Here is a 24,991-nt window from a genome sequence, read left to right as displayed (position 1 = left end):
CAGATGGGCGGATTGCGTGACCCGGCAGGCACCGGGTCACATGGGCGGCGCGGTCAGGAAATGGCTTCCATCGTGCCGCCGGTCGGGATGTCGGGGTGGTCGGAGTTGTCGACGATCACCAGATCGTATCCGCCCCCGTCCTTCAGGCGCCACTGCCCACCGACAAGCGGGGTCTTGGCCACGTTCTGCGCCGCAAAGGGCGGCAGGCCCGCGCCGTCAAAGGCGATGCGACCGACCATAGACGACAGTTGCGTCGCCGCGATGGCGGCGGCGACCTCATCGGGATCACGGCTGTCTTCGACGCGGCCCATCACATCCGCCGCCATCTCAAAGAGCGCGTGCACAAAGCCGATCGGTTGGGTCCATTGCTTGCCCGTTGCGGCCTCGTACCCGGCGGCCAGATCGCCTGCCGACTGACCGCTGAGCGATGAGGCGAACGGATGGCTGGGCGACCACCAGACTTCGGAGCTGAGGTTGTGGCCCTGATCTCCAAGCGCTTCGACCGCCTGCGGGAACAGGATCGCCTTGCCGATGCTGGCCGCCTTGGGGGTGAACCCCTGCTGTTTGGCCTGCGTCCAGAAGGTCGTGAAATCGGGCGGGATCGGCACACCCGTCACGATTTCGCAATTCGCGGCCTTGAACGCGTTGATCTGTGCGCTGAAATCATCCGTCAGGTTCTGGTAACGGCCCGTATCGGTCAGCGTGAACCCCTGTTCCGCCAGGACCGGCGGGAAGCCGACATTGGGATCGCCCCATGCATTGCCGTCGCCATCATTGGGAAAAATCGCGCCCACGGATTTGTTGGTATCCAGCTGGTTCCACATGGCCGTGAACGTCGAAATGACATCCTCGAGCCCCCAGAAGAAGTGAAAGCTGAAATCAAACGGTCGCCAGCTGCCGGGATCGCCGGGATTGCCCTGCTGACCGATGAAATACGGCTGCCACGGGGCGACGGTGGAGATGACGGGGATTTCCTCGGATTCGCAGGTTGTCGCCACCGGGTTGGTCGTCTCCGGTGTCGAGGCGACCAGCATCATGTCGATTTCGTCGTCGATGATCAGTTCCTTGGCAACCTCTGCGGCGCGGTTCGGATTGGACTGGCTGTCCTTGACGATCACCTCGAAATTGGCCCCCGCATCCGAGGCGAGGAACCCGTCGATGATGAATTGGTCCGCTTCGGAAAAGGCGGCAAGCGGGCCGGATTGCGGGCTGACATAGCCCAACCGGATCTTTGCCCCCTGCGCCAATGCCGGCGCGGCAAGCCCCCCTGCGGCAAGGGTCAGCCCGGTTGCAGCCGATGATTTCAGCAGTTTGCGGCGTGTGATCATGATGTCCTCCCAAACGTCGTTTTGATTATTGAAGTGGTGCATCCCCCGCCCACGCCGCCTGCAAGAGCGCGCGGATATCGTCGCGCGTGACAGGCTGCGGGTTGGGATAGGGTTTTGTCGTGGCCAGCTCTGCCGCGCGATCAAGATCGGCCTCCGTGAGGCCAAGATCGCGCAGCGCCGTGGGCGCGTTCATGGATGTTGCGAACCGGTGCAGCGCGGCCCCGGCATGGGTGCCGCCAAGCAGATCGCAGATCGGCTGCAGCGTTTCGGGCACGGCGCGCGCGTTGTAGGCAATCGCATGGGGCAGCACGATGGCGTGCGTCTCGGCGTGGGGCAGATCAAAGGACCCGCCCAAGGTGTGACAGAGCTTGTGATGCAGCGCCATGCCGACCTGGCCCAGAACCGTGCCGCAGGCCCATGCACCGCGCTGTGTCGCTTCGCGGGCCGCCAGATCGTCGGGGTTCGCCAGCACCTTGGGCAAGCCATGCGCAAAGGCGCTGAGCCCTTGGATTGCAAGCGCTGTCGTTTGCGGTGTGCGGTCGCTGGCATAGAGCGCTTCGGCCGCATGCGCCATCGCGTTCAGGGCAGAGGTGACCGTCATCGCGATGGGCAGGCCCGTGACCAGTTCCGCATCATAGATGATGGCCTCCGGCAGGACCTTCGGATCGCTCAGCGTGGTTTTCACACCGTTTTCCGTTTGGCCCAGGATCGGCGTGCATTCGCTGCCAGCATAGGTTGTGGGAATGACGATCTGCGGCACGTCGGTGCGGTAGGCGATGGCTTTGCCCAGCCCGGTGGTCGACCCGCCGCCGATGGTCACGACACAATCTGCTCCGACTTCTGCGACGTGTTGCAGTGCCGCTTCGGTCACGTGTACCGGTGTGTGCATCTCGGCCCGGCAAAACACGCCCACCGCGCGCGTGCCCAGATGCTCGGCCATTTCCAGTGCAGCATCACATTGCTGCGGCGTGGCCAGGACAAGCGCCTTTGAGACATTCAGTTTGTGCAACTCCGCAGCGACAGTCAGGCGCGTCCGCGCGCCGAACGTGACGCTCACAGAGGCGGTCAGGTCTTCGGCGGGTTGTCCCATGTTGCGATCTCCAAACGGGGGTTGAGACCGAAAATAGCGACTGAATTTCGTCTGTTGATCGAATAACAGGCAAATAATATACCCCAATGGTATGCAAATTGATCCAAATCACCTCCACATGCTTGCCGCGATCATCGACTGTGGCGGTCTGAGCGAGGGCGCTGCGGCGCTCAACAAGTCGCAGCCAAGCGTGTCGCGGTCGGTCTCGATGCTTGAAAAGCGGCTCGGATCGCGCCTGTTTGAAAAGGGTAAGCGCCCGCTGCGGCCCACCGAGCTGTGCCATACGCTGGCCGAACAGGGACGCGTGATCGCCGCCGCGCGGGACGCGGCGCAGACGGCGGTTGCGAAATATTCCGGCGGCAAGGCCGGTACGGCGCGGATTGCGGGCACACCCATCTTCATGGACGGGGTCATCGCCAACATGATGGCGTCCTTCCAGACCGCTTTCCCGGACGTGACGATCCAGCAAAGCTATGGCTACCAGGGGGATCTGACGGAACAGCTGGGCGTTGGAAATATCGACCTCGCGATCTGCCCGGTCAGCCCGGACGAAGTGCCGCCCGCATTTGGATTTCGCCCGATCCTGCGTGGCCGCAATGTCATTGCCTGCGCGCCCTCGCACCCTTTGGCGCGGCAATCATCTGTCAAGCTGGAGGACATCGCCGCCTATCCGTGGATCGCGCCACCGGCGGGCAGTCCGCTTTATGCGGATCTCAAGGCCGCGCTGGCCAGCATCGGCATCAGCGACGTCCGCGTCAGTTTCACCGGTGGATCGCTGGCGTCCATCTTCAGCGTGATGGCAGGATCGGATTCGCTCACCGTCCTGCCCTATTCGGTCGTGTTCATGCAGCGCACGGCGCGCACCGTGGCGGCCTTGCCCGTCAGGCTGGACCACCCCGAGCGGGAGCTGGGCCTGTTGTGGGCTCTCGACCGCCCGATGCGGCCAGCGGTCCGTCGCTTTCTCAATTTCCTTGATGCGGAGTTCAAAGGGCTGGCCAACCGGATTGACGAACGGGGCCGCGAGGACGTCTGGCGCCGGTAGACGGCGAGCCTAACCGCGCGCTGCGCCAACGTGCTGCAACGCACGCGCCAGGCCAGCCTCATTGCCCAACCCCTTGTTGTGCTCAAACACCCGCCAATTCTGTTCGGTGTGTTTATAGGCTGCGTCGAACTGCCGGAAAACACTGGATTTCAGCAGCCCCTGCGGGAGCAGCCCAATATCGTACTGCCCCTTGGCCGCATAGAGATGCGTGGTGAATGCGCCCGGTCCTGACAACCAGAACACGCCCCGCGACGCGGTGTCGGAGATATTGCGCAACACCTGCTCCAGAAGCCCTTCGATCACCGGACTTTGCGGCGGCGCCGCGATGAACCCGTTGATGGTGGCGCAATTCGGCACATTGGTCATGGAGGACGCCCACACACGATCCCCCGCGACGGTCACAAACTCAGCCGCGCGGTGTTCGGGCCTGCTGTCTGCGTCGCAATAGACGCCGCCGCAATGTAGCAGACGGTACAGCCGGAAGACGTCGGACTTGAGCGCCGGATGCCACAGGTCCGCATAGGCAGCCGCCGCGCGCTGGCCAAACGCGTCCGCTATAAAGGCGCGCGCGGTTTCATCAGAGTACCAGACATGCCGGTCGGCGACACGCTGCCAGAGTGCCTTGCCCTCTTGCACCTCGGGTGGCGGTTGCGCCTGATCCCAGAATTGGAAAATGTCGCGCGCCTTGGTGCCATGCCCGGGAAAGCGCGACCCGTGGGCGACGAAATTCGCCCATCCCATCGCCTCGAACCGCGTCATCGGGTGCGCGGCCTCGTCCGATACAATCTCGTGCAACCGGTGCGCCGCACCGCGCCCCAGATCCTCCAGCACCGCTGCAAGCAGGCGCGGCTGCCCCCCGACCGTATGCCGCGCCAACGGGGCAAGGGCTGCGAAATCCACGTCTGCGTCCGCGGAGAGCAGATCATCAACCACGCGAAACGGGATGCCGGCCACGTCAAACCCCTTGACCGACAGCGTCTCGAGATATTGGTCCAGCCGCGCAAAACGGCCCTTGGTCCTGAGCACATCAATCCGGAACCGGTGATTGTACTTCAGATCTCGCCCCATGCCATTTGCGTCCTGCTGCCCGTACCGAAATGCGGGGCCAGACCGCCCCATGCGCCGCAAAAACCCCGCAGACCGATCACGGCCCGCGACGGCGCTGTCCTTACCTAGACAGGCTGCGATTCACTTGGCAACGGCGAAAGGCACCCGCACCGCGCGAGGCGGTCATGTGCATCCATGCGCATACATGATCCACCCGCCGGGCCTTTCTTTTCGTGTGCCTTTGGGGTCTAGTATCGCGACAGTGCGTTCTCCCACCACAGGAAGGATACCCATGTTCAGATACACGCTGCCCCTTGTGCTCGGTCTTGCCGCGGCCCCCGCGTTTGCCGAAACGTTCAAATGGGCCGAGACAACGGACCCGCAAACCATGGACCCCCATGCGGTCAACTCTGCGCCCGTGCTCGGCTTTCTCAACAACGTCTATGAGGGCCTTGTGCGCCGGGGCAAGGATATGGCGATCGAACCTGCGCTGGCCACGTCGTGGGAGCCCATCGGGGATGGCGCGGGCTGGCGGTTCACGCTGCGCCAGGGTGTGACATTCCACGGCGGCGAAGCGTTCAACGCCGACGATGTCATCTTTTCCTATCAGCGGGCCAGCGATGAGGCGTCCGATACGCGCAGCTGGTTTGCGCCTGTGTCTGACGTGGTCAAGGTCGATGAGTTTACCGTCGACATCATGACCACCGCGCCCAACCCGATCTTTCCCGACAGCATCGCCAACTGGATGATCATGGACAGCGGCTGGGCCGAGGCGAACAATGCCGCCCTGCCGGACAAGGAGGCGGGCAACTTTGCCACGCTGAACACCAACGGCACCGGAGCGTTCCGCGTCACCACGCGCGAGCCGGGCCTGCGCACCGTGCTGGAGCCGCATGCCGGCTGGTGGGACACGGCCGAGCACAACATCACCCGCGCAGAGCTGACGCCGATCCAGAATTCGGCCACCGCCGTGGCGGCGCTGCTGTCGGGTGATGTCGATCTGATCAACCCCGTCCCGATCCAGGACGCCGCCCGCCTGTCCGGCACGGACAGCGTCAAGGTGATCCAGGGGATCGAGGCGCGTGTGATCATGCTGGGCTTTCCGCATGAGGCGGACGCGCTGAAATACTCGTCCGATGTGGACGGTGCGAACCCGTTCGCAGATGTGCGGGTCCGTCAGGCCGTGGCCCACGCGGTCAACGTGCCCGCAATCCTGCAAACGATCATGCGCGGCAATGCCGAACCGGCCAGCCAGCTGGTCAGCCCCGCAATGCGCGGATATTCCGCCACCCTCGCGGACCGGCCCGAATTCAGCGTGGACAAGGCCAAGGCCCTGCTGACCGAGGCCGGATACCCCGACGGGTTTTCCTTTGGGCTCAAGTGCCCCAACGACCGCTATCTGAACGACGAAGCCGTCTGTCAGGCGGTCACGGGCATGCTGGCGCAGGTGGGGATCACTGCCGTTCTCGACGCGATGCCGGTGCAGAACTACTGGCCCGAACTGCGCGCCGACAATTACGACATGTACCTGCTGGGCTGGTCGCCGGGCACGTTTGACGCCGAACACCCAGTCCGCTTCCTCGCCGCGACACCGAACGAGGAAAAGAAGCTGGGCAGCTGGAACTTTGGCGGATTTTCGAACGCGCGCGTGGACGAATTGCTGCCCATGATCCAGTCGGAAATCGACGACAGCAAACGGCAGGCGATGCTGGATGAAGTTACCGGCATCCTGCAGGACGAGGTCGCGTATGTACCGATGTACGTGCAACCGCTTGTCTGGGGAGCGAAGGCCAATGTTGAGCTGACGCAACGGCCCGACAACTTCTTCATCCTGCGTTGGGTGACTGTGAACTGATCAAGACGGCGGGCTGCCCCTGATCGGGGCGGCCCGTGCATACGCGCTCAGCCAAGCCGATCCATCAACGCACGCAGCGCATCCGCATCCGCTGGTTCCATCTGCGCCGTCCGACTGCGCCACAACGTGGCTTGCGACGCGAGGATCAACCCATCCTTCAAGATCTTCAGGTGGTTGGCGTGCAGCGTCTCGCCGCTGCTCGTGATGTCGGCAATGGCCTCTGCCGTCTCATTGGCCACAGTGCCTTCGGTGGCGCCCTGACTGTCGACGATGGCGTAATCCGCAACACCGGCATCGCGCAGAAAGTCCCGCACCAGCCGGTGGTATTTCGTGGCAATCCGCAGCCGGAAGCCATGGGTCGTCCGAAACGCCGCCGCGGCTGCATCCAGATCATCGGTCAGGTCGACATCCACCCATCCCTGCGGCACCGCCAGCACCAGATCGGCATGGCCAAATCCCATCTCTTCCAGCGGTTCCACCTGTTGTTCCCAAAGCGGCAGCTTTTCGTGGACAAGGTCGGTGCCCGTCACGCCAAGATGGATGCGCCCCGCCGCCAGTTCCCGCGGTATTTCGCTGGCCGACAGCAGCACGAGCGACATGTTTTCAATGCCTTGCACGGCACCGGCATATTCGCGGTCCGATCCGGTCCGCGTCAGGGTAATGTCGCGTTTGGCAAACCACTGGAACGTCTTTTCCATCAGCCGCCCCTTGGACGGCACACCCAGCTTGAGCGTCATGTCGTGCCCTCCAGTGCCGCGACAAGGCCGGGGCGGATCACACCGCCCACCGCCGGTATGCCGTCCGCACCGCCAAGGCGCCGGGTCAGCGCGTCATAGCGCCCGCCACTGGCCACCGGCGGCAGGTCGGGCCGCCCATCCGCGTAAAATCCAAAGACAAACCCATCGTAATATTCCATGGACGTGCGCCCATAGCTGGCCTCAAAGGCGAGCGTTGCGATGTCCACACCCTGCGCGGAGAGCGCCTCGGCCCGGTCGCGCAGGCGGTGCACTGCGGGTTCGATGGCGGGCAGATCCGCGCACAGCGCCTGCAACTGGTCCACCGCGTAAGGCAGCGTTTCACGCACGTTCAAGAGGGCGTCCAACCCCTCCATCTCTGCCACGCTGATGGGCGGCAGGGCCGCATCCTCGCGCAGGGCGTCGATCCGCGCCTCGATTTCCGCCCGGCTGCGCAGCCCGTTCAAGGGACCGGAGGCGGGTACATCGCCGGTCAACAAGGCGGCCCGCGTCGCGGGCATGGGCGTGCGGCCGCCGAACCGGTCCAGCAGGGCCCGGAACCGGCGCGGTCGCCAGATGTGCCGCCGCAGCGCGGCCTTGCGCCGATCCGAGGTCTGCAAGCCGTCCACCGCAGACATCAGGATGCCAATGTCCCCCGTGGCCGCGCGCAAGGACAACGGCGCGAGCGCACTGCGCAGTGACGCAAACACCTCTGCATCCGCCGCCGCCGGGTTGGCATCGTCGAACACTTCGTAGCCCACCTGAAGGTATTCGTTCTCGCGATCCGGATCATCATCCTGCCGTCGGAACACCTCTCCGGCATAGGTGTAGCGCGCAGGGCTGGCCCCTTGGGCCATATGCATCTGCACCACCGGTACGGTGAAATCCGGGCGCAACATCTGCTCACCCCGCAGGGCATCCGCGGTGACATAGGCCCGACCCCGGATGTCTTCGCCATAGAGGTCCAGCAGCACGTCTGCGGGCAACAGCACGGGCGGCTCCACAACCTGTGCCCCCTGCCCCGCGAACCGGTCCCGCAGCGAGAGCGCCAGCGCGCGCGTCATTGCTCGAGGATCTCGCGCAGTTTCGCGATCAGCTGATCCCGAGGCACCTCGAACTGGCTGGGGTTTTCGGCCCATTCCTCATGCGTTGCCGTTTCCGCGATCTTGGAGCCGAGGATCAGGTCCTTGACCTGCACCACGCCGCGTTCGCGTTCCTCTGCGCCGACGATGATGGCGGCGGGGCTGCCCCGCTTGTCCGCGTATTTGAGCTGATTGCCGAAGTTCTTGGGATTGCCAAGGTAGACTTCGGCCCGGATGCCGGCGCTGCGCAGATCGGCCACGATGGATTGGTAATCCGCCATCTGGTCACGGTCCATGACCGTCACGACAACCGGGCCGTCAGACTGCGCCCCGCTGCGCCCCGTCGCCCGCAGCGCCGCCAGCAGGCGGTCAACGCCGATGGACACGCCCGTGGCCGGTACTTCCTGCCCGGTGAACCGCTTGACCAGATCGTCATAGCGACCACCCCCCGCAACGGAGCCGAACTGCACCGTCTGGCCCTTGTCGTTTTGCACGTCAAAGGTCAGCTCCGCCTCATAGACCGGCCCGGTGTAATACCCCAGGCCGCGCACCACGGACGGGTCGATGATGATACGGTCCGCGCCATAGCCTTGCGCGGACAGGAGCGCTTCGATTTCCTGCAACTCCTCGACGCCCTTGCGGCCAATCTCGGACCCTTCGACCAAGCTCATGAGCCGTGCAACCGTGGCCGCGTTGTCTTGGGCGCGTGCGTCCATGAACGCCATCACAACCTCGGCCCGGTCATCGGCCAAGCCTGCGCCGTCGGTGAAATCACCGCTCTCGTCCTTGCGGCCCGCCCCCAACAGGGCGCGCACGCCGTCCTTGCCCAGCCGGTCCAGCTTGTCGATCGCGCGCAGCACAATGCCGCGGGCCTCCGCCTTGTCGTCACCGGAGAGCCCCGCAACCTCCATGACCCCGTTCAAAACCTTTCGGTTGTTGATCCGCACCACGTAATCGCCGCGCTGGATGCCGACCTCTTCGAGACAATCGCTCAGCATTGCGCAAATCTCGGCATCGGCGGCCATGCTGGCCGTACCAACCGTATCGGCGTCACATTGATAGAACTGGCGAAACCGGCCCGGCCCGGGTTTTTCATTGCGCCAGACGGGCCCCATGGTGAACCGACGGTACGGGTTGGGCAGGTCGTTGCGGTGCTGCGCATAGACGCGGGCCAGCGGCGCCGTCATGTCGTAGCGCAGCGCCAGCCAATCGCCCTCATCCTCCTGCCACGCGAAAACGCCTGCGTTCGGGCGATCTACGTCGGGCAGGAACTTGCCCAGAGCCTCGACCGTTTCCACGGCGCTCGATTCCAGCGCGTCGAACCCATAGCGATGATACACGCCCGCGATCTTTTGCAGCATTTCGGCCCGCTCGGTGACGTCAGCGCCGAAATAGTCGCGAAAGCCCTTGGGCGTCTGTGCCTTGGGGCGTGGGGTCTTTTTGGGCTTGGCCATGCCTGCCACTCCATCTGCGGTACGGGCGCGTCACTAGCCCAGCCAAGGCAGGGGGGCAAGGCGCGGCCTTGCCTTGGCCGGCCACATGGCCCAGATGGGGCGTCAAGGAGACGCCCATGACCGAAATCGAAGAACGCATCGCCCATCTCGAACGCACTGTGGAGGAGCTGTCGGATGTCGTGGCACGGCAGGATGGCGAGATTGCGCGCCTCATTCGGCAGGCCGAAGTGCTGATTGCACGGGAAGCGGAACGTGACGCCGCGGGATCCGGTGGCATCGTGATCGGGGACGAGCGGCCGCCGCATTACTGACATTGCGGTCGACGGGACAAAGGATCACCCGACCCTCCGGGAGGGATTTTTTTGAACAGAGACGAGGGGCGGTTAACCCCTTATCAAGGTTAATGCTCTTTGATGCATGTCGCGCCGGTAGCAGGGATGCGAGCCGGCGTGAACGGAGACGGCCCCCGCGCAACAACGCCCGGGGGCCCGACCATTGGGCACTCTGCGTTTTCCTTGAACGCGATCTGACAGCTCTGCGATCACGGCCCGCGAAACTCCGAATGCGTCGCGCCTGCCACGCGGACGACTGGTTTTCAGACCGCACCCCATCCCCGTCTCTGTTCCCCAAAAATCCCCCCCGGAGGGCCGGTTTCCAAGCGGTGCGCGCTCAGGGTTTCTTGAGTGCGGCAGCCAGAACCTCTCCGTCATGCAGCAGCATGTCGGCCCATCGCGGGTTTTCGCCAAAATTCTCATAGGCAGTCACGAAAGTGGTCGTCTTGTCCAACCGGGAAATGCGGGAACCACACGGCTTGGTGCGTCCGACATTGCACACCTGCGCCTTGACCTTTTCATAGGCTTCGTCGGTCGCGGAATACGGAAAATCGCGCGCAGGCAGGCCGTAGCGCAATTGTTCGTGCAACACGGGCTCCCCAAAAAGGGCAATCGCAGCCGTAAATTGCCTCGGGCAATTGTCGGCAAATCCGGTGATGTAGAACGTCCGGGCCGAGGCGCTGCCGGGCGCGCTGTCATAAAGGACATAGCCACGTCCCTTGCGCGCAGCCTTGGCGGAAATTTCACCCATATCGCGCGGCTTTGCCTCACAGACGCGCGCGATTTCACCAAAGGGCAACGCCGTGCCCAGAGGCACGTCACGCGCATCCGGGCCAGAGCGGGGACGGGCAGCCTGTGCAGTCGATGGCGCACGCGCGCCGCCCAGACCAAACAATCCGCGCCGCTTTTGCGGCTCCGCTTCGAGAACCGGTTGTTCCAGTGATGCCAGCTCCACATCCGCGAGGACCGTTTCCACTTTGTCCGGGTCGGCCACGAGCGTCTCCGCTGCGCTGTCTTGGGTTGCCACGACCACTGCGGCGTCGGCTGGCGATGCGCCCGCAGCCTCCTGATTGGTCGCGGCACGACGCAACCATCCGATCACGCCCCCACGTGCGGGCGGCGGCGCAACATCTGTTGCCACTGCGGCCTCTTGCGCGGTCGTTGCGTCCGGGGCGGCTTGCGGCGCAGTCGGGGCCGATGTGTCGGGCGCTTCATCACTGATGACCTCGTCCACACCGTTTGCTTCGCGCAATGCCGCCTCGATTGCCGGATCGGGTTGCGGTTGGCGCGCTTCGCGCCGAAAGAGGCCTGCGAAAATCGGTGTGTCGGCAGTGACGTCGTTCTCGGTGGGCAGCGCCGCCGCAGCGCCGTCCTCGGCGGGCGGTTCAGGCAATTCGGACACGCGTTCAATGCCCGCAAGCGGATCGCCGCAAGCCGCCAAAGTCAAAGCGACTGGAAGTGCTGCCCATGTCCGGCGCATTGCGCGCTCCCCTCCCTGTTTGCCCGCAGATGTACCGTGTCAGGGCGTGTGCGTCCAGCATGTGGGCGGGATCAGAACTCCTCGACCTCGACCACCCCGGACAGGGATTTCAGCGCGCCCCGGATTTGCGGCGTGACCGGGAATTCCACGCCCAGCTCCATTTCCACCTCTCCCGGCAGGCTGTCGTCCATGAGGCAGACGGAAATCGGACCACGTCCGGCGGCACTGGCCGCTTGCCGCGCGCCGTCGAGAACGGAGGCGACGGATGCAATCGCCGCCGGCGCCTCAACATAAATCCGCAGTCCCATGCCCGTGACATCCGCCACCACCGTGTCGATGGGCGTCACCGAATTGCCGAGCAGCTTGAGCTGATCCGCCTCCAGTTCGGCCTTGACCCCGACGATCACCTTGGCCCCGGCAACCAGCACATCCTGTGCCTTTTCCAGCGCCTCGGAAAAGAGTGTGACCTCGTACGCGCCGGTGGTGTCCGACAACTGACAGAAGGCGAACCGGTTGCCGCGTGCGGATTTGCGCACCTGCAACCCCGACACGACACCTGCCAGTTTCGTCAGGAGCGGCCCGCCTTCGGCTTTGGCCGTCACGGCATCGAGGGTCAGCACGCCTTTGCGCTTCAACGCGCCGGCATAGTCGTCGAGCGGATGCCCCGACAGGTAGAAGCCCACCGCCTTGTGCTCTTCGCCCAAACGCTCTGCGGGCAGCCAGTCATCGACAGGCAAAAGCCGTGGTTCAGGCAGGTCATCCCCCGCCTCACCAAAGAGCGAGACCTGATTGGAATTCTTCTGATCATGGATCGCAGCGGAATAGGCGCTCAGCGCGTCAAGCGCATCAAAGACCCGGCGACGGTTCGGGTCCAGTTGGTCAAAGGCCCCCGCGCGCGCCAGCATTTCCAAAGGCCGCTTGCCCACACGTTTCAGATCCACCCGCCGGGCAAAGTCAAAGAGGTTGACGAATGGTTTGTCGCCGCGCGCGTCCTGCACCAGCCGCATCGCCTCGACACCCACGTTCTTGAGCGCGCCCAGCGCATAGACCAACGCCCCGTCGACCACCTTGAATGTCGCGTCACTGCGGTTCACACAGGGGGGCACCCATGGCAGGCCCAGCCCCTTGCGGACCTCCTCGAAATAGATGGCCAGCTTGTCCGTCAGATGGATATCGCAGTTCATGACACCGGCCATGAACTCCACCGGATGGTTCGCCTTGAGCCATGCGGTCTGATAACTGACCACCGCATAGGCCGCCGCGTGGGACTTGTTGAAACCGTAATTGGCGAACTTGTCGAGCAGCGCCCAGGTCTCCATCGCCTTGGCCTCATCGACGCCATTGTCCTTGGCACCGGCGAGGAATTTCGGCTTTTCGGCGTCCATCGCCTCCTGGATTTTCTTACCCATCGCGCGGCGCAGCAGGTCCGCCCCGCCCAGGCTGTAATTCGCCATTTCCTGGGCGATCTGCATCACCTGTTCCTGATAGACGATGATGCCTTGCGTCTCATCCAGGATATGATCGACCGTGGGATGCAGCAGCTCCCGTTCGCTCAGCCCGTTCTTGACCTCGCAATATTTCGGAATGTTCTCCATTGGGCCGGGCCGGTAAAGCGCCACAAGCGCCACGATGTCCTCTATACAGGTGGGCTTCATCCGCTTGAGCGCGTCGATCATGCCCGAGCTTTCCACCTGGAACACCGCAACCGTCTTGCCCGCGGCGTAAAGCTTGTAGGACGCTTCATCATCCAGCGGGATGCCACCGATGTCATTTTCCATACCTTCGGCAGGGATATAGAGTTCGGTCCCATCCGCCGCGACATGCAGTTTGCGGCCCGAGCCCAGGATTTGCTCCACCGCGTTCTGAATCACGGTCAGCGTCTTCAGGCCAAGAAAGTCGAACTTGACCAACCCCGCCTGTTCCACCCATTTCATGTTGAACTGGGTCGCGGGCATATCCGACCGCGGATCCTGATAGAGCGGGACCAGCGCATCCAGTGGCCGGTCGCCGATCACCACGCCCGCCGCGTGGGTAGAGGCATTCCGCAGCAGCCCCTCGACCTGCTGACCATAGGTGAGCAGCCGGTCCACCACTTCTTCATTGCGTGCTTCTTCGCGCAAGCGCGGCTCATCCGACAGTGCCTTTTCAATGCTGACCGGCTTTACGCCCTCAACGGGGATGAGTTTCGACAGCCGGTCCACCTGCCCGTATGGCATCTGCAACACGCGCCCGATGTCGCGCACCGCCGCCTTGGACAGGAGCGCACCAAAGGTGATGATCTGGCCCACCTTGTCACGGCCGTATTTCTCCTGAACATAGCGGATGACTTCTTCGCGCCGGTCCATGCAAAAGTCGATGTCGAAATCCGGCATCGACACCCGTTCAGGGTTCAAAAACCGTTCAAACAGAAGGGCATAGCGCAGTGGATCAAGGTCTGTGACAGTCAGCGCATAGGCCACAAGCGACCCCGCCCCAGACCCCCGGCCCGGCCCCACGGGGATGTCCTGATCCTTGGCCCATTTGATGAAATCCGCCACGATCAGGAAATAGCCGGGAAAACCCATACCCTCGATGATCTCCAGCTCGAAATCGAGCCGCTTCTGGTATTCCTCGACCGAGGCTGCATGCGGGATCACCTTGAGCCGCGCCTGCAAGCCTTCATTGGCCTGACGGCGCAGTTCCTCAACCTCGTCATCCGCGAATTTCGGCAGGATCGGATCGCGGCGATAGGCCATGAAGGCGCAGCGCCGCGCGATTTCCACGGTGTTCTCGATCGCTTCGGGCAGATCGGCAAAAAGCGTCACCATCTCCGCCTGGCTCTTGAAGTAATGCTGCGGCGTGAGGCGGCGGCGCGGCTCTTGCTGATCCACATAGGCACCGTCGGCGATGCAGATCAGCGCATCATGGGATTCGTACATGTCGGATTTCGGGAAATAGACGTCATTTGTCGCCACCAGCGGCAGGTCCATGGCATAGGCCATCTCGACAAAGGGCCGTTCCGTCAGCCGTTCCGCCTCGGGCGCGCCCTCCTCGCCCGGATGCCGCTGCAACTCGACATAAAGCCGGTCACCGAACATCTCGTGCAGCGCGCTCATGAGCGCCTCTGCCGCCGGGCGCTGGCTGGCGCGCAGCAATTGGCCCACCGGCCCATCCGCCCCGCCGCTCAGACAGATCACCCCGTCCGCATGGCTGCGCAATTCGTCCACCGTCACATGGGGCAATTCCGACCCGTCCCGCAGGTACAGGCAGGAATTCAGCTTCATCAGATTTTCGTACCCGGCCTCATTCTGCGCCAGCAGAACAAGGGGCGCAGGATCGCGCGGACGTTCGCCGGGACGCGGCGTGATGTATTGCAGATCGACCTGGCAGCCGACGATGGGCTGCACACCCGCGCCGGCCATGCCCACCGAAAATTCCAGGGCGGCGAACATGTTGTTCGTGTCCGTCAGCGCCAGGGCGGGCATCCCCGCATCGCGCACCATGCCGGGCAGCTTTTTCAGGCGCAGCGCACCTTCCAGCAGCGAATACTCAGAATGGGTGCGCAGGTGAATGAATCGAGCAGCATCAGTCATCCCGACATCCTATGGTCCCACAGCCCCCATATCCAGTGGTGCCGCAAAGTTATGCACACCAAATCCGCGTCACGCATTCCATGCGGCAGGGTCTTGCAAATCAGGTCAACCGCACCGTAGCCTGTATCGGTTCGCCCGGCCCCGACCTCTACGCCGCATCGAGGTCCGCGCCATCCCAAGGGCTCTGGTACCGCGGCTGGCAAATTCGATGCGTACGACCTTTCTTCTGAACGGAAGCGAGATCACGGCTGACACATCTGCAACCACAACATTGCTCGACTGGCTGCGCGAGGATCAGCATCTGACCGGCACCAAGGAAGGCTGCAACGAAGGCGATTGCGGCGCCTGCTCGGTGATGGTGACGGATCAAAACGGCGCGCGCGCGCTCAACGCCTGCATTCTGTTCGTGCCGCAACTTGCCGGCAAGGCCGTGCGCACGGTCGAAGGGATCGCGGCACCCGACGGCACATTGCACCCGGTGCAAGACGCGATGGTGACACATCACGGCTCCCAATGCGGTTTCTGCACGCCCGGCTTCATCACGACAATGGCCGTGGCGCATCTCAATGGGGCCACGGATTTTGACACCGAACTCGCGGGCAACCTCTGCCGCTGCACCGGCTACGCCCCGATCATCCGCGCAGCCAAAGCCGCGGCAACAGCACCCGTCCCGGATCATATGTACGATACCCCCCTTCTTCTGGCGGAAAATACCACGGGGGAGCCGCAGGCGGGGGCAGAGCCCCCTCAGACACTGGACACCCTCGCGACATGGCTGGATCAGAACCCCGGCGGCACCCTCATTGCCGGGGCCACGGATGTCGGTCTGTGGGTGACCAAGGATTTCCGCGATCTCGGGCCCGTTGCCTTCCTCAACCGCATTCCGGACCTGTCCGGTGTGACGATCACGGACACGGACATCCGCATCGGTGCCGCGACAACGCTCACCGATGTGCAAACGGCCATTGAACCGCACCACCCTGCCTTTGCCGAACTGATCCGGCGCTATGGCTCGGTGCAGGTGCGCAACGCGGCCACCATTGGCGGCAATGTCGCCAACGGCTCGCCCATCGGGGATGGATCGCCCGCGCTCATCGCGCTCGATGCGACGGTTCATTTGCATAGTGTCGATGGCGCCCGCAGCCTGCCGATCGCCGATTTCTTTCTGGACTATGGCAAACAGGACCGCGCACCGAACGAGTTCGTGTCGCATTTCACGATCCCGCGGCAGCGCGACGCGCTGCGATGCTACAAATTGTCCAAGCGGTTTGATCAGGACATCTCGGCGGTGTGTGGATGCTTCTGGATCGAGGTGTCGGACGGCACCGTGAACGCGGCCCGGCTGGCCTTTGGCGGCATGGCGGGCACACCGAAACGGGCCACGGCCGCCGAAGCGGCGCTGCGCGGACAGCCCTGGACCGATGCAACCGTCGCGGGCGCGATGAAAGCCCTGTCCGATGATTTCACCCCGATGGCGGACATGCGGGCCTCGGACAGCTACCGGATGGAAGCCGCGCAGAACATGCTGCTCCGCGCCTGGCTCGAGGATCAAGACATGGCGACAGGTGTGCTGGAGGTGCGCGCATGAGTGTCGCCCGCCCCCTGCCCCATGATGCCGCCCATCTGCACGTCACCGGACAGGCGCGATATGTGGACGACATGCCCACCCCGCATGGCAGCCTGCATCTGGCCTTTGGCACTAGCACCGTGGCGCATGGCGTGATCCGGTCCATGAACCTTGAGGGCGTGCGTGCCGCACCGGACGTGGTGGCGGTGCTCACCGCGGAAGACTTGCCCTTCGACAATGACGTATCGCCTTCGGCCCATGATGAGCCGCTTTTGGCCACGGGCACGGTGCATTATGTGGGTCAGCCCGTATTTCTGGTCATTGCCCGATCCCACCGCGCGGCGCGCTATGCCGCGCGTCAGGCGCAAATGGATATTGAGCCTCTGCCCGCCATCCTATCGGTGGATGATGCTTTGGCGCAGGAGGCACGGTTCGAGGACGGACCGCGCATCTATGCGCGCGGGGATGCGCTGCGCGCCCTGGAACAAGCACCGCGCCGCCTGTCGGGCACGTTTGACATTGGCGGACAGGAACATTTTTACCTCGAAGGGCAAGCCGCGCTGGCCCTGCCGGGTGAGGATGGCGACATGCACATCCTGTCCTCTACCCAGCATCCGACAGAGATCCAGCACAAGGTGGCCGATGCCATCGGCCAGCCGATGCATGCCGTGCGGGTCGAAACCCGCCGGATGGGCGGCGGTTTCGGGGGCAAGGAAAGCCAGGGCAACGCCCTGGCCGTCGCCTGTGCCGTGGCCGCCCGTGCAACAGGCCGCGCGTGCAAGATGCGCTATGACCGGGATGACGACATGGTCATCACCGGCAAACGTCACGATTTCCGCATCTCCTATGATGTGGGCTTTGATGATGACGGGCTGATCACGGCGCTTGATGTACGCCATTTCGCGCGCTGCGGCTGGGCGCTGGACCTGAGCCTGCCCGTGGCAGACCGGGCGATGCTGCACGCCGACAATTGCTATTGGCTGCCGGACATACGCATCGAAAGCCACCGTCTGCGCACCAACACGCAAAGTGCGACGGCCTTTCGCGGCTTTGGCGGGCCGCAGGGTATGTTGGGGATGGAGCGGATCGTGGATCACGTCGCCGCGGCGGTGGGTCTTGATCCGCTGGTGGTCCGCGAGAAGAACTTTTATGCCTCCGGCGGTGGTATTTCCGGCCAGAAGAAACAGACAACGCCCTATGGGCAGACGGTTGATGATTTCATTGGTGACGCGCTTGTGGTGCAGTTGCGGGACAGGTCGGATTATGACGTGCGGCGGGCTGCGGTTGCGGCCTGGAATGCGGACAATCCGGTCCTGAAGAAGGGGATCGCGCTGACGCCGGTGAAATTCGGGATTTCCTTTACGCTGACGCATCTCAACCAGGCGGGGGCGTTGGTGCATGTCTATCTCGACGGTTCCATCCACTTGAACCATGGCGGCACGGAAATGGGTCAGGGCCTGTTTCAGAAAGTGGCGCAAGTCGCTGCGAGCCGGTTTGGCGTGCCGCTGGATCTGGTCAAGATCACGGCAACGGATACGGCAAAAGTGCCCAACACCTCTGCCACGGCGGCCTCGTCGGGCAGCGACCTGAACGGGATGGCGGTCAAGGCCGCTTGCGACACCATCCGCGACCGCATGGCCGAACATCTGGGCCAGTTGCACCAGTGCCGCCCCGACGCGGTGGTGTTCGACGGCGGCATGGTCCGCGCGGGCGATGTCACCTACAGTTTTGCCGAGGTCGCCGCCCTTTGCCATCAGGCGCGCATCAGCCTGTCCGCAACGGGGTATTACAAGACACCGGACATCGAATGGGACCGGATCAAGGGACAGGGGCGGCCGTTTTTCTACTTTGCCTACGGGGCGGCGGTGACCGAAGTGGTCATTGACACATTGACCGGGGAAAACCGCATTCTGCGGGCCGATATCCTGCATGATGCGGGCGCATCGCTGAACCCCGCGCTCGATATCGGTCAGGTTGAGGGCGGCTATGTGCAGGGCGCGGGCTGGCTGACCACCGAAGAGCTCGTTTGGGACGATGCGGGCCGATTGCGCACCCATGCGCCCGCCACGTACAAGATCCCGGCCTGTGGCGACCGGCCGGATGTGTTCAACGTGGCCCTTTGGGACGGCGAGAACCGGGCCGACACCATCTACAAGTCCAAGGCGGTGGGTGAGCCGCCGCTGATGCTGGGCATATCCGCCTTCCTGGCGCTGAGCGATGCGGCGGCGGCTTGTGGCGACGCCTATCCGGATCTACAGGCCCCCGCGACACCGGAAGCGGTGCTGCACGCCGTGCACAAGGCGCGTGGCGATGTTTGACCGCACGGCCCTGATCGCCGCCTGTGCGGCCCACGGCAGGGTCGTGCGGGTCGTGGTGGCACGCGTGCACGGCTCTGCCCCGCGCGAAGCGGGTGCGGCGATGCTCGTCTGGGCCAATGGTCAGGCGGGCACGATCGGCGGCGGTATGCTGGAATTTGAACTGGCGCGGCGGGCGCGCAGCCTCACGCGCGACGGGTTCAGCCGCCATGCGCTTGGCCCCGAGATGGGGCAATGTTGCGGCGGCGTGGTCGAAGTTCTGAGCGAGATCTATGATCTTGCCCGCGCCCAAGCGCTGCCCGAGGACGTGATTGCGCGTGGTCCCGACCCGATGCCGCTGTCGATCAAGCGCCTGATGAAAGCGGCGCGCAACCAGGGACATCTGCCACCAACGGAGCTGCGCGACGGATGGTTGATCGAACCGGCCCGACCGGCGGACCGTGCGCTGTGGATCTGGGGGGCGGGCCATGTCGGGCGCGCCCTGATCGACACGTTGCAGCATATGCCCGGCTACGACATCACATGGGTGGATACGGCCGCCAACCGGTTTCCGGCGCACATACCGCCGACGGTGCGCGATGTGGTGGCCAGCGATCCGGCGCGGCTGATGCGTCACGCGCCCACACATGCGCGGCACCTGATCCTCACCTATTCGCACGAAATTGATCTGGCGCTGTGCCATGCCGCGCTTGGCCATGGATTTGGTGCTTGCGGTTTGATCGGTTCGCGCACCAAATGGGCGCGGTTCCGCAAACGCCTGGGGGAATTGGGCCATTCCGAAACGCAGATATCACGCATCACCTGCCCGATTGGCGATCCGTCACTGGGCAAGGCGCCGCACATGATTGCGCTTGGCGTCGCCTATGAGCTGGGCCGGATGCGGCAGGGTGGCCAGCCCCCGCAGGAGGTCAAGGCATGAGCCATGCACTCTTGTCGCTTGACGGGCTGACCAAAGCCTATCCCGGTGTTGTGGCCAACGACACGGTCAGCCTCGACATCAGGGCTGGCGAGGTGCACGCCCTGCTGGGCGAAAACGGCGCGGGCAAGTCGACATTGGTCAAGATGATCTATGGCCTCGTGAAGCCCGACAGCGGCCAGATGCGCATGAACGAGGCGGAGTTCGCGCCCGTGGACCCGCGTGCGGCGCGGGCCGCCGGGGTGGGCATGGTGTTCCAGCATTTCTCCCTGTTTGATGCGCTGAGCGTGGCCGAGAATATCGCGTTGGGCATGGAAACGCCGCCGCCCATGCGCACGCTTGCGCAGCAAATCCGGGCGGTGTCGGAAACCTATGGCCTGCCGCTCAGCCCCGACCGCGTGGTGGGCGATCTGTCCGCGGGCGAGCGGCAACGGGTGGAGATCATCCGCTGTCTGTTGCAGGAACCGGCGCTGTTGATCATGGACGAACCGACAAGCGTCCTGACCCCGCAGGAGGTGGACATCCTGTTCGAAACACTGCGCAAATTGAGCGCAGAAGGCACTGCGATCCTTTATATTTCCCACAAGCTCGAGGAAATCCGCGCCTTGTGTGATGCGGCGACCATCCTGCGCGGCGGCAAGGTCGTGGGCACCTGCGTGCCGCAGGACACGTCCGCGCGGGACATGGCGGAAATGATGGTCGGCTCGACTTTGGCGACGCCCAAGGCGGCGGAACATGCGTTCGGCGCGGTCCGGCTTGCGCTGCGTGGCCTGACCCTGCCCCCTGCATCGGCCTTTGGCATGGCGCTCAAGGACATCTCCTGCGAGGTGCGGGCGGGTGAGGTTCTGGGCATCGGCGGGGTTGCGGGCAACGGGCAGGATGAATTGCTGGCCGCACTCTCGGGCGAGTTGCCGTGCCCGCCCGGCATGGTGAGCTTTGACGGGCGCGACCTGAGCGGCCTCGGGCCCGAGGCCCGGCGGGGTCTGGGGGTGCTGGCCGCCCCCGAGGAACGGTTGGGCCATGCGGCCGCTCCGAACATGTCGCTGACGGAAAACGCAATGCTGACGGGTGCCGCACGGCAGGGGCTGGCTGTGCGCGGGATGCTCAACTGGGGCAAGGCGCGCAGCTTTGCCGAGGAGATCATCGCCGGGTTTGACGTGCGCACGCCCGGGCCCGGCAATGCCGCGCGGTCGCTGTCGGGCGGCAACCTGCAGAAATTCGTGATCGGGCGCGAGGTGATGCAGCGCCCGGACGTGTTGGTGGTCAATCAGCCCACATGGGGTGTGGATGCGGCAGCCGCAGCCGCGATCCGGCAGGCACTGCTTGATCTCGCGGCGGGCGGCGCGGCCCTTGTCGTGATATCGCAGGATCTGGATGAGTTGATGGAAATTTCGGACCGGTTTGCGGCCCTCAACGAGGGACGGTTGAGTGCGCCCCGGCCCACGGCAGAGCTGGATGTCGAGCAGATTGGCCTGATGCTGGGTGGCGCGCACGGGATGGAGGTCGCACATGTTTGAGGCGGACCTTCCCCTTGCGGCGGCAAAGTCGCCTGTCGGGCGATGGAGTGTGGTATTTTTGGCCAGAAGAAACTTTGGGGGGCGCGCATGATCCGGCTTGAGGCGCGTCCGCAGCCGTCGCAGCGCATGGCCTATGCCACGCCGCTTTTGGCCGTTGTGCTGACCATGTTTTTTGGTGGCGTTCTGTTTGCCGTGCTGGGCAAGGACCCGGTGCAGGCGATCCTGACGATCTTTTGGGAGCCGCTTTTTGGCGAGTTCTCGTTCTTCTACCGTCCGCAATTGTTAATCAAGGGCGCGCCACTGATCCTGATTGCGATTGGCTTGGCGTTGGGATTTCGGGCCGGGATTTGGAACATCGGAGCCGAAGGGCAATACATCGTGGGCGCCATCTGCGGGGCCGGTGCGGGGCTTGCGTTCTATCCGACCGAGAGCGTCTTCATCTTTCCGCTGATGATCCTCGCGGGGGCGCTTGGGGGCTGGGCCTGGGCCATGATCCCGGGCGTATTGAAGGTGAAGTTCGGCACAAACGAGATCCTTGTGAGCCTGATGCTCGTCTATGTGGCCGAGCAGCTTTTGGCCTCCATGTCTTTGGGATTGCTGAAAAATCCCGAAGGGTTCGGATTTCCGGGCAGTCGCAACCTGCAACAATACCCTTCTGCCCACAACGCCGAGCTGATTGCCAACACCGGCATGCACTGGGGCGTTGTGGCGGCGTTGATCGCCGTCATCTTTGCGTATGTCCTGCTCAGCCGTCACCGCCTTGGCTTTGCCATCCGGGTGACCGGTGAGGCACCGCGCGCGGCCAAATTCGGGGGCGTGCATCCGGGGCGGCTGGTGCTGTTTTGTCTGGGCATGTCGGGGCTGCTGGCCGGGCTTGCGGGCATGTTCGAAGTGTCCGGTCCGTCCGGCCAGATCAGCATTGATTTCAACGTGGGCTACGGGTTCACGGCAATCATCGTGGCGTTTCTGGGACGTCTGAACCCGCTGGGCATTGTGGCGGCGGGGCTGCTGATGGCACTCACTTACATCGGCGGGGACATCGCACAGTCGCAGCTGGGCCTTCCGGCGGCGGCGATCCAGGTGTTTCAGGGCATGCTCTTGTTCTTCCTCCTCGCTCTTGATGTGATGACCAACTACCGCGTTCGCTTTGGCGCGGCGGAGGTGGCGTGATGGGATGGCTTGCATCGCTCGTGGTTCTTGCATCGGTTGGCCATGGGCAATGGTATTGCTCCGGCGGGTTGGTTGTGGGCGAGGACACGCCCCGCCCGTCCGTGCAGATCGATTTCACCCTGGGTGCGGATGGAGCATTTGACGGCACAGGCACGGTGCGCCCGTTGGGGCAGGAACACATGTTCGACTGGACCGGGTCATGGACCATGATCGACGGGCAACTTGCCATGATCGGCACGACACGCGGACGCACCTTTGGCCTCGCCCCTGCCGGAGAATTGCGCGCCATTGCCAGCGTGACGCAGGCGGATGTGATCCTTTTGACCCTGTCCAGCGATGCGGCCCCGGGCCGTACCATCCGCTGCCTGCCCCATCCGATCGAGTGAGCCCATGGACCTGTCTGCCATCAACCCCGTCCTTCTGATCGCTGCCATGATTGCAGCGTCAACGCCGATCCTGCTGGCCGCCATCGGCGAGCTGGTGGTGGAACGCGCCGGTGTCCTGAACCTCGGGGTCGAGGGGATGATGATCACGGGTGCCGTCTGCGGGTTCATCATCACCGTGAATTCTGGCTCGCCGACAGTGGGGTTCATTGCCGCGGCGGTCGGGGGCGCGGTTCTGTCCCTGCTGTTTGCGTTCCTGACGCAGGTGGCGCTGGCCAATCAGGTGGCGTCGGGGCTGGCGCTGACCCTCTTTGGCCTCGGGCTGTCGGCGCTGATGGGGCAAAGCTATGTCGGGATCAAACCGCCCCGGACCGAAACCACGCCTCTGGGGCCGCTGGCCGACATCCCGGTGATCGGGCCAATCCTCTTTGGCCATGACCTGATCGTCTATCTGGGTCTGGCCATTGTCGCAGGCACCTGGGCGGTTCTGAAATTCACGCGCGCGGGCCTGATCCTGCGGGCGGTGGGCGAAAACCACGATGCGGCCCACGCGCTTGGCTACAAGGTCAAACGCATCCGGACACTGGCCATCCTGTTCGGCGGGGCCTGCGCGGGGCTGGGCGGTGCCTACATCAGCCTGATCCGCGTCCCGCAATGGACCGAAGGGATGACGGCAGGTGTGGGCTGGATCGCACTCGCCCTGGTGGTATTTGCGTCATGGAAGCCGTGGCGGGTCCTGCTGGGTGCCTATCTTTTTGGCGGGATCACCCAGCTGCAGTTGAACTTGCAAGGCGCAGGCGTTGCCATTCCGGTCGAGTATTTGGCAATGTCCCCCTACATCGTGACGATCATCGTGCTGGTGATTCTGAGCGCAGACAAATCGCGCGCACCCGGATCACTGGGGCGCACATTCCACGCCTCACGCTAGAGGCCAATAAAACCGGGGGGTTCATCCACTCATGAAATTCGGAAAACTGCTTGCCAGCGCGGTGCTGGCACTGGGTGTCGGCGGCGCTGCTTACGCTGACGGCCATGAAAAGACCAAGGTCGGCTTTGTCTATGTTGGCCCCGTGGGCGACGGCGGCTGGACCTATGAGCACGATCAGGGCCGCCTCGCGGTCGAAGCGGAGTTCGGCGACAAGGTCGAAACCGTGTTCGTCGAGAACGTGGCCGAGGGCCCCGACAGCGAGCGTGTGATGACGCAGATGGCGCTGGACGGTGCGGACCTGATCTTTACCACGTCCTTTGGTTACATGGACCCGACCAACAATGTCGCGGCCAAGTTCCCGGACGTGAAGTTTGAGCACGCCACAGGCTACAAGCGCCTGCATCCCAACGTGTCCACATATTCCGCACGCTTCTACGAAGGCCGCGCGGTGCAGGGCCACATCGCGGGCAACATGACCAAGTCGAACATCATCGGCTATATCGGGTCCTTCCCGATCCCAGAGGTGATCCGCGGCATCAACTCGACCTATATCCACGCCAAGAAGGTGAACCCGGATGTCGAGATGAAGATCGTCTGGGTCTACACCTGGTTTGACCCGGCCAAGGAAGCAGACGCCGCCAAGGTGCTGATCGAACAGGGTGCGGACGTTGTCCTGCAACACACCGACTCCACCGCGCCGCAAGCGGCCGCACAAGAGGCGGGCAATGTGGTGACCTTCGGTCAGGCGTCGGACATGGCGCAATATGCGCCCTTCCCCCGCGTGTCCTCGATCATCGACGACTGGGCGCCCTACTACATCGAACGGACCCGCGCCGTGATGGAAGGCACATGGGAACAGAAGGACACATGGGACGGCATTGGTCCGGGCATGGTGAAAATCGGTGAAATCACGGATGCCGTGCCCGCCGATGTCAAAGCCGAAGCCATGGCGCTGCGCGATGCACTGGCCGATGGGTCCTATCACGCGTTCACCGGCCCGCTGAACAAGCAGGACGGCACACCGTGGCTGGCCGAAGGTGAAACGGCGGACGATGGCACGCTGGCCGGTATGAACTTCTATGTCGAAGGCATCGAGGGCGAAATCCCGCAGTAACGGGCCACCACACCTCAACAAAGTGACCAAGCCCCGCATGCGTGCGGGGCTTTTTTGTGGCCGAT

General features: G+C 63.8%; 19 protein-coding genes. 11 read left to right on the top strand and 8 right to left on the bottom strand.

The annotated features are described in order from the left end of the window. Positions 1–53: 53 nt before the first annotated feature. Both ACERHN_RS15050 and ACERHN_RS15045 read right to left on the bottom strand, forming a co-directional pair. A complete protein-coding gene (locus ACERHN_RS15050) occupies positions 54–1,328 on the bottom strand; it encodes an ABC transporter substrate-binding protein (protein WP_415919836.1) in 1,275 nt (424 codons plus the stop codon). Positions 1,329–1,353: 25 nt separating this feature from the next. Then, positions 1,354–2,418, bottom strand: a complete 1,065-nt coding sequence (locus ACERHN_RS15045) for a maleylacetate reductase (protein WP_415919835.1) — start codon at positions 2,416–2,418, stop codon at positions 1,354–1,356. 118 nt (positions 2,419–2,536) lie between these two features. Between ACERHN_RS15045 and ACERHN_RS15040 the strand changes: the two genes are divergently transcribed. Next, positions 2,537–3,460 carry a LysR family transcriptional regulator gene (locus tag ACERHN_RS15040; protein ID WP_415919834.1) on the top strand — a complete coding sequence of 308 codons (924 nt, stop codon included), beginning with the start codon at positions 2,537–2,539 and terminating at the stop codon, positions 3,458–3,460. A gap of 9 nt (positions 3,461–3,469) precedes the next feature. Here ACERHN_RS15040 and ACERHN_RS15035 read toward each other — a convergent pair whose 3' ends face one another. After that, entirely contained in the window at positions 3,470–4,528 is a 1,059-nt protein-coding gene (locus ACERHN_RS15035) for a glycosyltransferase (protein WP_415919833.1), read from the bottom strand. Between the two features lie 271 nt (positions 4,529–4,799). Here ACERHN_RS15035 and ACERHN_RS15030 point away from each other — a divergent pair, with 271 nt between their 5' ends. Then, on the top strand, positions 4,800–6,362 hold the full coding sequence (locus ACERHN_RS15030) for an ABC transporter substrate-binding protein (RefSeq protein ID WP_415919832.1): 1,563 nt from the start codon (positions 4,800–4,802) through the stop codon (positions 6,360–6,362). Positions 6,363–6,409: 47 nt separating this feature from the next. Here the strand turns inward: ACERHN_RS15030 and hisG are convergent, their stop codons facing one another. From hisG to hisS, 3 genes are read right to left on the bottom strand one after another with little or no spacing between them, the layout of a single operon-like run. Further along, positions 6,410–7,099 carry an ATP phosphoribosyltransferase gene (hisG, locus tag ACERHN_RS15025; RefSeq protein ID WP_415919831.1) on the bottom strand — a complete coding sequence of 230 codons (690 nt, stop codon included), beginning with the start codon at positions 7,097–7,099 and terminating at the stop codon, positions 6,410–6,412. After that, complete coding sequence (locus ACERHN_RS15020) at positions 7,096–8,160, bottom strand: ATP phosphoribosyltransferase regulatory subunit (protein WP_415919830.1); 1,065 nt, start codon at positions 8,158–8,160, stop codon at positions 7,096–7,098. Before ACERHN_RS15020 ends, hisG begins: the two co-directional genes overlap by 4 nt. Further along, a complete protein-coding gene (hisS, locus tag ACERHN_RS15015; RefSeq protein ID WP_415919829.1) occupies positions 8,157–9,632 on the bottom strand; it encodes a histidine--tRNA ligase in 1,476 nt (491 codons plus the stop codon). The genes ACERHN_RS15020 and hisS overlap by 4 nt, the downstream gene beginning before the upstream one ends. A gap of 116 nt (positions 9,633–9,748) precedes the next feature. Here hisS and ACERHN_RS15010 point away from each other — a divergent pair, with 116 nt between their 5' ends. Next, positions 9,749–9,943: a SlyX family protein gene (locus tag ACERHN_RS15010; RefSeq protein ID WP_415919828.1), complete on the top strand. Its 195-nt coding sequence runs from the start codon at positions 9,749–9,751 to the stop codon at positions 9,941–9,943. Between the two features lie 358 nt (positions 9,944–10,301). Here ACERHN_RS15010 and ACERHN_RS15005 read toward each other — a convergent pair whose 3' ends face one another. Next, positions 10,302–11,444, bottom strand: a complete 1,143-nt coding sequence (locus tag ACERHN_RS15005; protein WP_415919827.1) for a hypothetical protein — start codon at positions 11,442–11,444, stop codon at positions 10,302–10,304. A gap of 71 nt (positions 11,445–11,515) precedes the next feature. Continuing rightward, positions 11,516–15,016, bottom strand: a complete 3,501-nt coding sequence (gene dnaE / locus ACERHN_RS15000) for a DNA polymerase III subunit alpha (protein WP_415919826.1) — start codon at positions 15,014–15,016, stop codon at positions 11,516–11,518. 208 nt (positions 15,017–15,224) lie between these two features. Here dnaE and xdhA point away from each other — a divergent pair, with 208 nt between their 5' ends. The 8 genes from xdhA (at position 15,225) to ACERHN_RS14960 (ending at position 24,926) form a co-directional block, all read left to right on the top strand. Then, entirely contained in the window at positions 15,225–16,604 is a 1,380-nt protein-coding gene (xdhA, locus tag ACERHN_RS14995; protein WP_415919825.1) for a xanthine dehydrogenase small subunit, read from the top strand. Then, entirely contained in the window at positions 16,601–18,901 is a 2,301-nt protein-coding gene (gene xdhB / locus ACERHN_RS14990) for a xanthine dehydrogenase molybdopterin binding subunit (protein WP_415919824.1), read from the top strand. Before xdhA ends, xdhB begins: the two co-directional genes overlap by 4 nt. Beyond that, on the top strand, positions 18,894–19,817 hold the full coding sequence (gene xdhC / locus ACERHN_RS14985; protein WP_415919823.1) for a xanthine dehydrogenase accessory protein XdhC: 924 nt from the start codon (positions 18,894–18,896) through the stop codon (positions 19,815–19,817). The genes xdhB and xdhC overlap by 8 nt, the downstream gene beginning before the upstream one ends. After that, positions 19,814–21,331 (top strand): ABC transporter ATP-binding protein, encoded by a 1,518-nt coding sequence (locus ACERHN_RS14980; RefSeq protein WP_415919822.1) that lies wholly within the window; start codon positions 19,814–19,816, stop codon positions 21,329–21,331. Before xdhC ends, ACERHN_RS14980 begins: the two co-directional genes overlap by 4 nt. Positions 21,332–21,418: 87 nt before the next feature. Continuing rightward, positions 21,419–22,501 carry an ABC transporter permease gene (locus tag ACERHN_RS14975; protein WP_415919821.1) on the top strand — a complete coding sequence of 361 codons (1,083 nt, stop codon included), beginning with the start codon at positions 21,419–21,421 and terminating at the stop codon, positions 22,499–22,501. Beyond that, complete coding sequence (locus ACERHN_RS14970; protein ID WP_415919820.1) at positions 22,501–22,887, top strand: hypothetical protein; 387 nt, start codon at positions 22,501–22,503, stop codon at positions 22,885–22,887. Before ACERHN_RS14975 ends, ACERHN_RS14970 begins: the two co-directional genes overlap by 1 nt. A gap of 4 nt (positions 22,888–22,891) precedes the next feature. Then, positions 22,892–23,812: an ABC transporter permease gene (locus ACERHN_RS14965; RefSeq protein ID WP_415919819.1), complete on the top strand. Its 921-nt coding sequence runs from the start codon at positions 22,892–22,894 to the stop codon at positions 23,810–23,812. A gap of 31 nt (positions 23,813–23,843) precedes the next feature. Further along, on the top strand, positions 23,844–24,926 hold the full coding sequence (locus ACERHN_RS14960) for a BMP family ABC transporter substrate-binding protein (RefSeq protein ID WP_415919818.1): 1,083 nt from the start codon (positions 23,844–23,846) through the stop codon (positions 24,924–24,926). Positions 24,927–24,991 lie beyond the last annotated feature (65 nt).

The organism is Tateyamaria rhodophyticola (genome assembly GCF_047777875.1).
Taxonomy (GTDB): Bacteria; Pseudomonadota; Alphaproteobacteria; order Rhodobacterales; family Rhodobacteraceae; genus Tateyamaria.
Note: the sequence above shows the minus strand (reverse complement) of the source record. Positions and strands in the feature narration are given on the sequence as shown.

What these genes read in the sequence shown, in the direction of transcription:
- xdhA (WP_415919825.1), top strand. Translation starts at nt 15,225, where the DNA reads ATGCGTACGACCTTTCTTCTGAACGGAAGCGAGATCACGGCTGACACA.
- ACERHN_RS14980 (WP_415919822.1), top strand. Translation starts at nt 19,814, where the DNA reads ATGAGCCATGCACTCTTGTCGCTTGACGGGCTGACCAAAGCCTATCCC.
- ACERHN_RS15010 (WP_415919828.1), top strand. Translation starts at nt 9,749, where the DNA reads ATGACCGAAATCGAAGAACGCATCGCCCATCTCGAACGCACTGTGGAG.
- ACERHN_RS15030 (WP_415919832.1), top strand. Translation starts at nt 4,800, where the DNA reads ATGTTCAGATACACGCTGCCCCTTGTGCTCGGTCTTGCCGCGGCCCCC.
- ACERHN_RS15045 (WP_415919835.1), bottom strand. Translation starts at nt 2,418, where the DNA reads ATGGGACAACCCGCCGAAGACCTGACCGCCTCTGTGAGCGTCACGTTC.
- ACERHN_RS15050 (WP_415919836.1), bottom strand. Translation starts at nt 1,328, where the DNA reads ATGATCACACGCCGCAAACTGCTGAAATCATCGGCTGCAACCGGGCTG.
- ACERHN_RS15035 (WP_415919833.1), bottom strand. Translation starts at nt 4,528, where the DNA reads ATGGGGCGAGATCTGAAGTACAATCACCGGTTCCGGATTGATGTGCTC.
- dnaE (WP_415919826.1), bottom strand. Translation starts at nt 15,016, where the DNA reads ATGACTGATGCTGCTCGATTCATTCACCTGCGCACCCATTCTGAGTAT.
- ACERHN_RS15040 (WP_415919834.1), top strand. Translation starts at nt 2,537, where the DNA reads ATGCTTGCCGCGATCATCGACTGTGGCGGTCTGAGCGAGGGCGCTGCG.
- xdhB (WP_415919824.1), top strand. Translation starts at nt 16,601, where the DNA reads ATGAGTGTCGCCCGCCCCCTGCCCCATGATGCCGCCCATCTGCACGTC.
- ACERHN_RS14970 (WP_415919820.1), top strand. Translation starts at nt 22,501, where the DNA reads ATGGGATGGCTTGCATCGCTCGTGGTTCTTGCATCGGTTGGCCATGGG.
- ACERHN_RS15005 (WP_415919827.1), bottom strand. Translation starts at nt 11,444, where the DNA reads ATGCGCCGGACATGGGCAGCACTTCCAGTCGCTTTGACTTTGGCGGCT.
- xdhC (WP_415919823.1), top strand. Translation starts at nt 18,894, where the DNA reads ATGTTTGACCGCACGGCCCTGATCGCCGCCTGTGCGGCCCACGGCAGG.
- hisS (WP_415919829.1), bottom strand. Translation starts at nt 9,632, where the DNA reads ATGGCCAAGCCCAAAAAGACCCCACGCCCCAAGGCACAGACGCCCAAG.
- ACERHN_RS14965 (WP_415919819.1), top strand. Translation starts at nt 22,892, where the DNA reads ATGGACCTGTCTGCCATCAACCCCGTCCTTCTGATCGCTGCCATGATT.
- ACERHN_RS14975 (WP_415919821.1), top strand. Translation starts at nt 21,419, where the DNA reads ATGATCCGGCTTGAGGCGCGTCCGCAGCCGTCGCAGCGCATGGCCTAT.
- ACERHN_RS14960 (WP_415919818.1), top strand. Translation starts at nt 23,844, where the DNA reads ATGAAATTCGGAAAACTGCTTGCCAGCGCGGTGCTGGCACTGGGTGTC.
- hisG (WP_415919831.1), bottom strand. Translation starts at nt 7,099, where the DNA reads ATGACGCTCAAGCTGGGTGTGCCGTCCAAGGGGCGGCTGATGGAAAAG.
- ACERHN_RS15020 (WP_415919830.1), bottom strand. Translation starts at nt 8,160, where the DNA reads ATGACGCGCGCGCTGGCGCTCTCGCTGCGGGACCGGTTCGCGGGGCAG.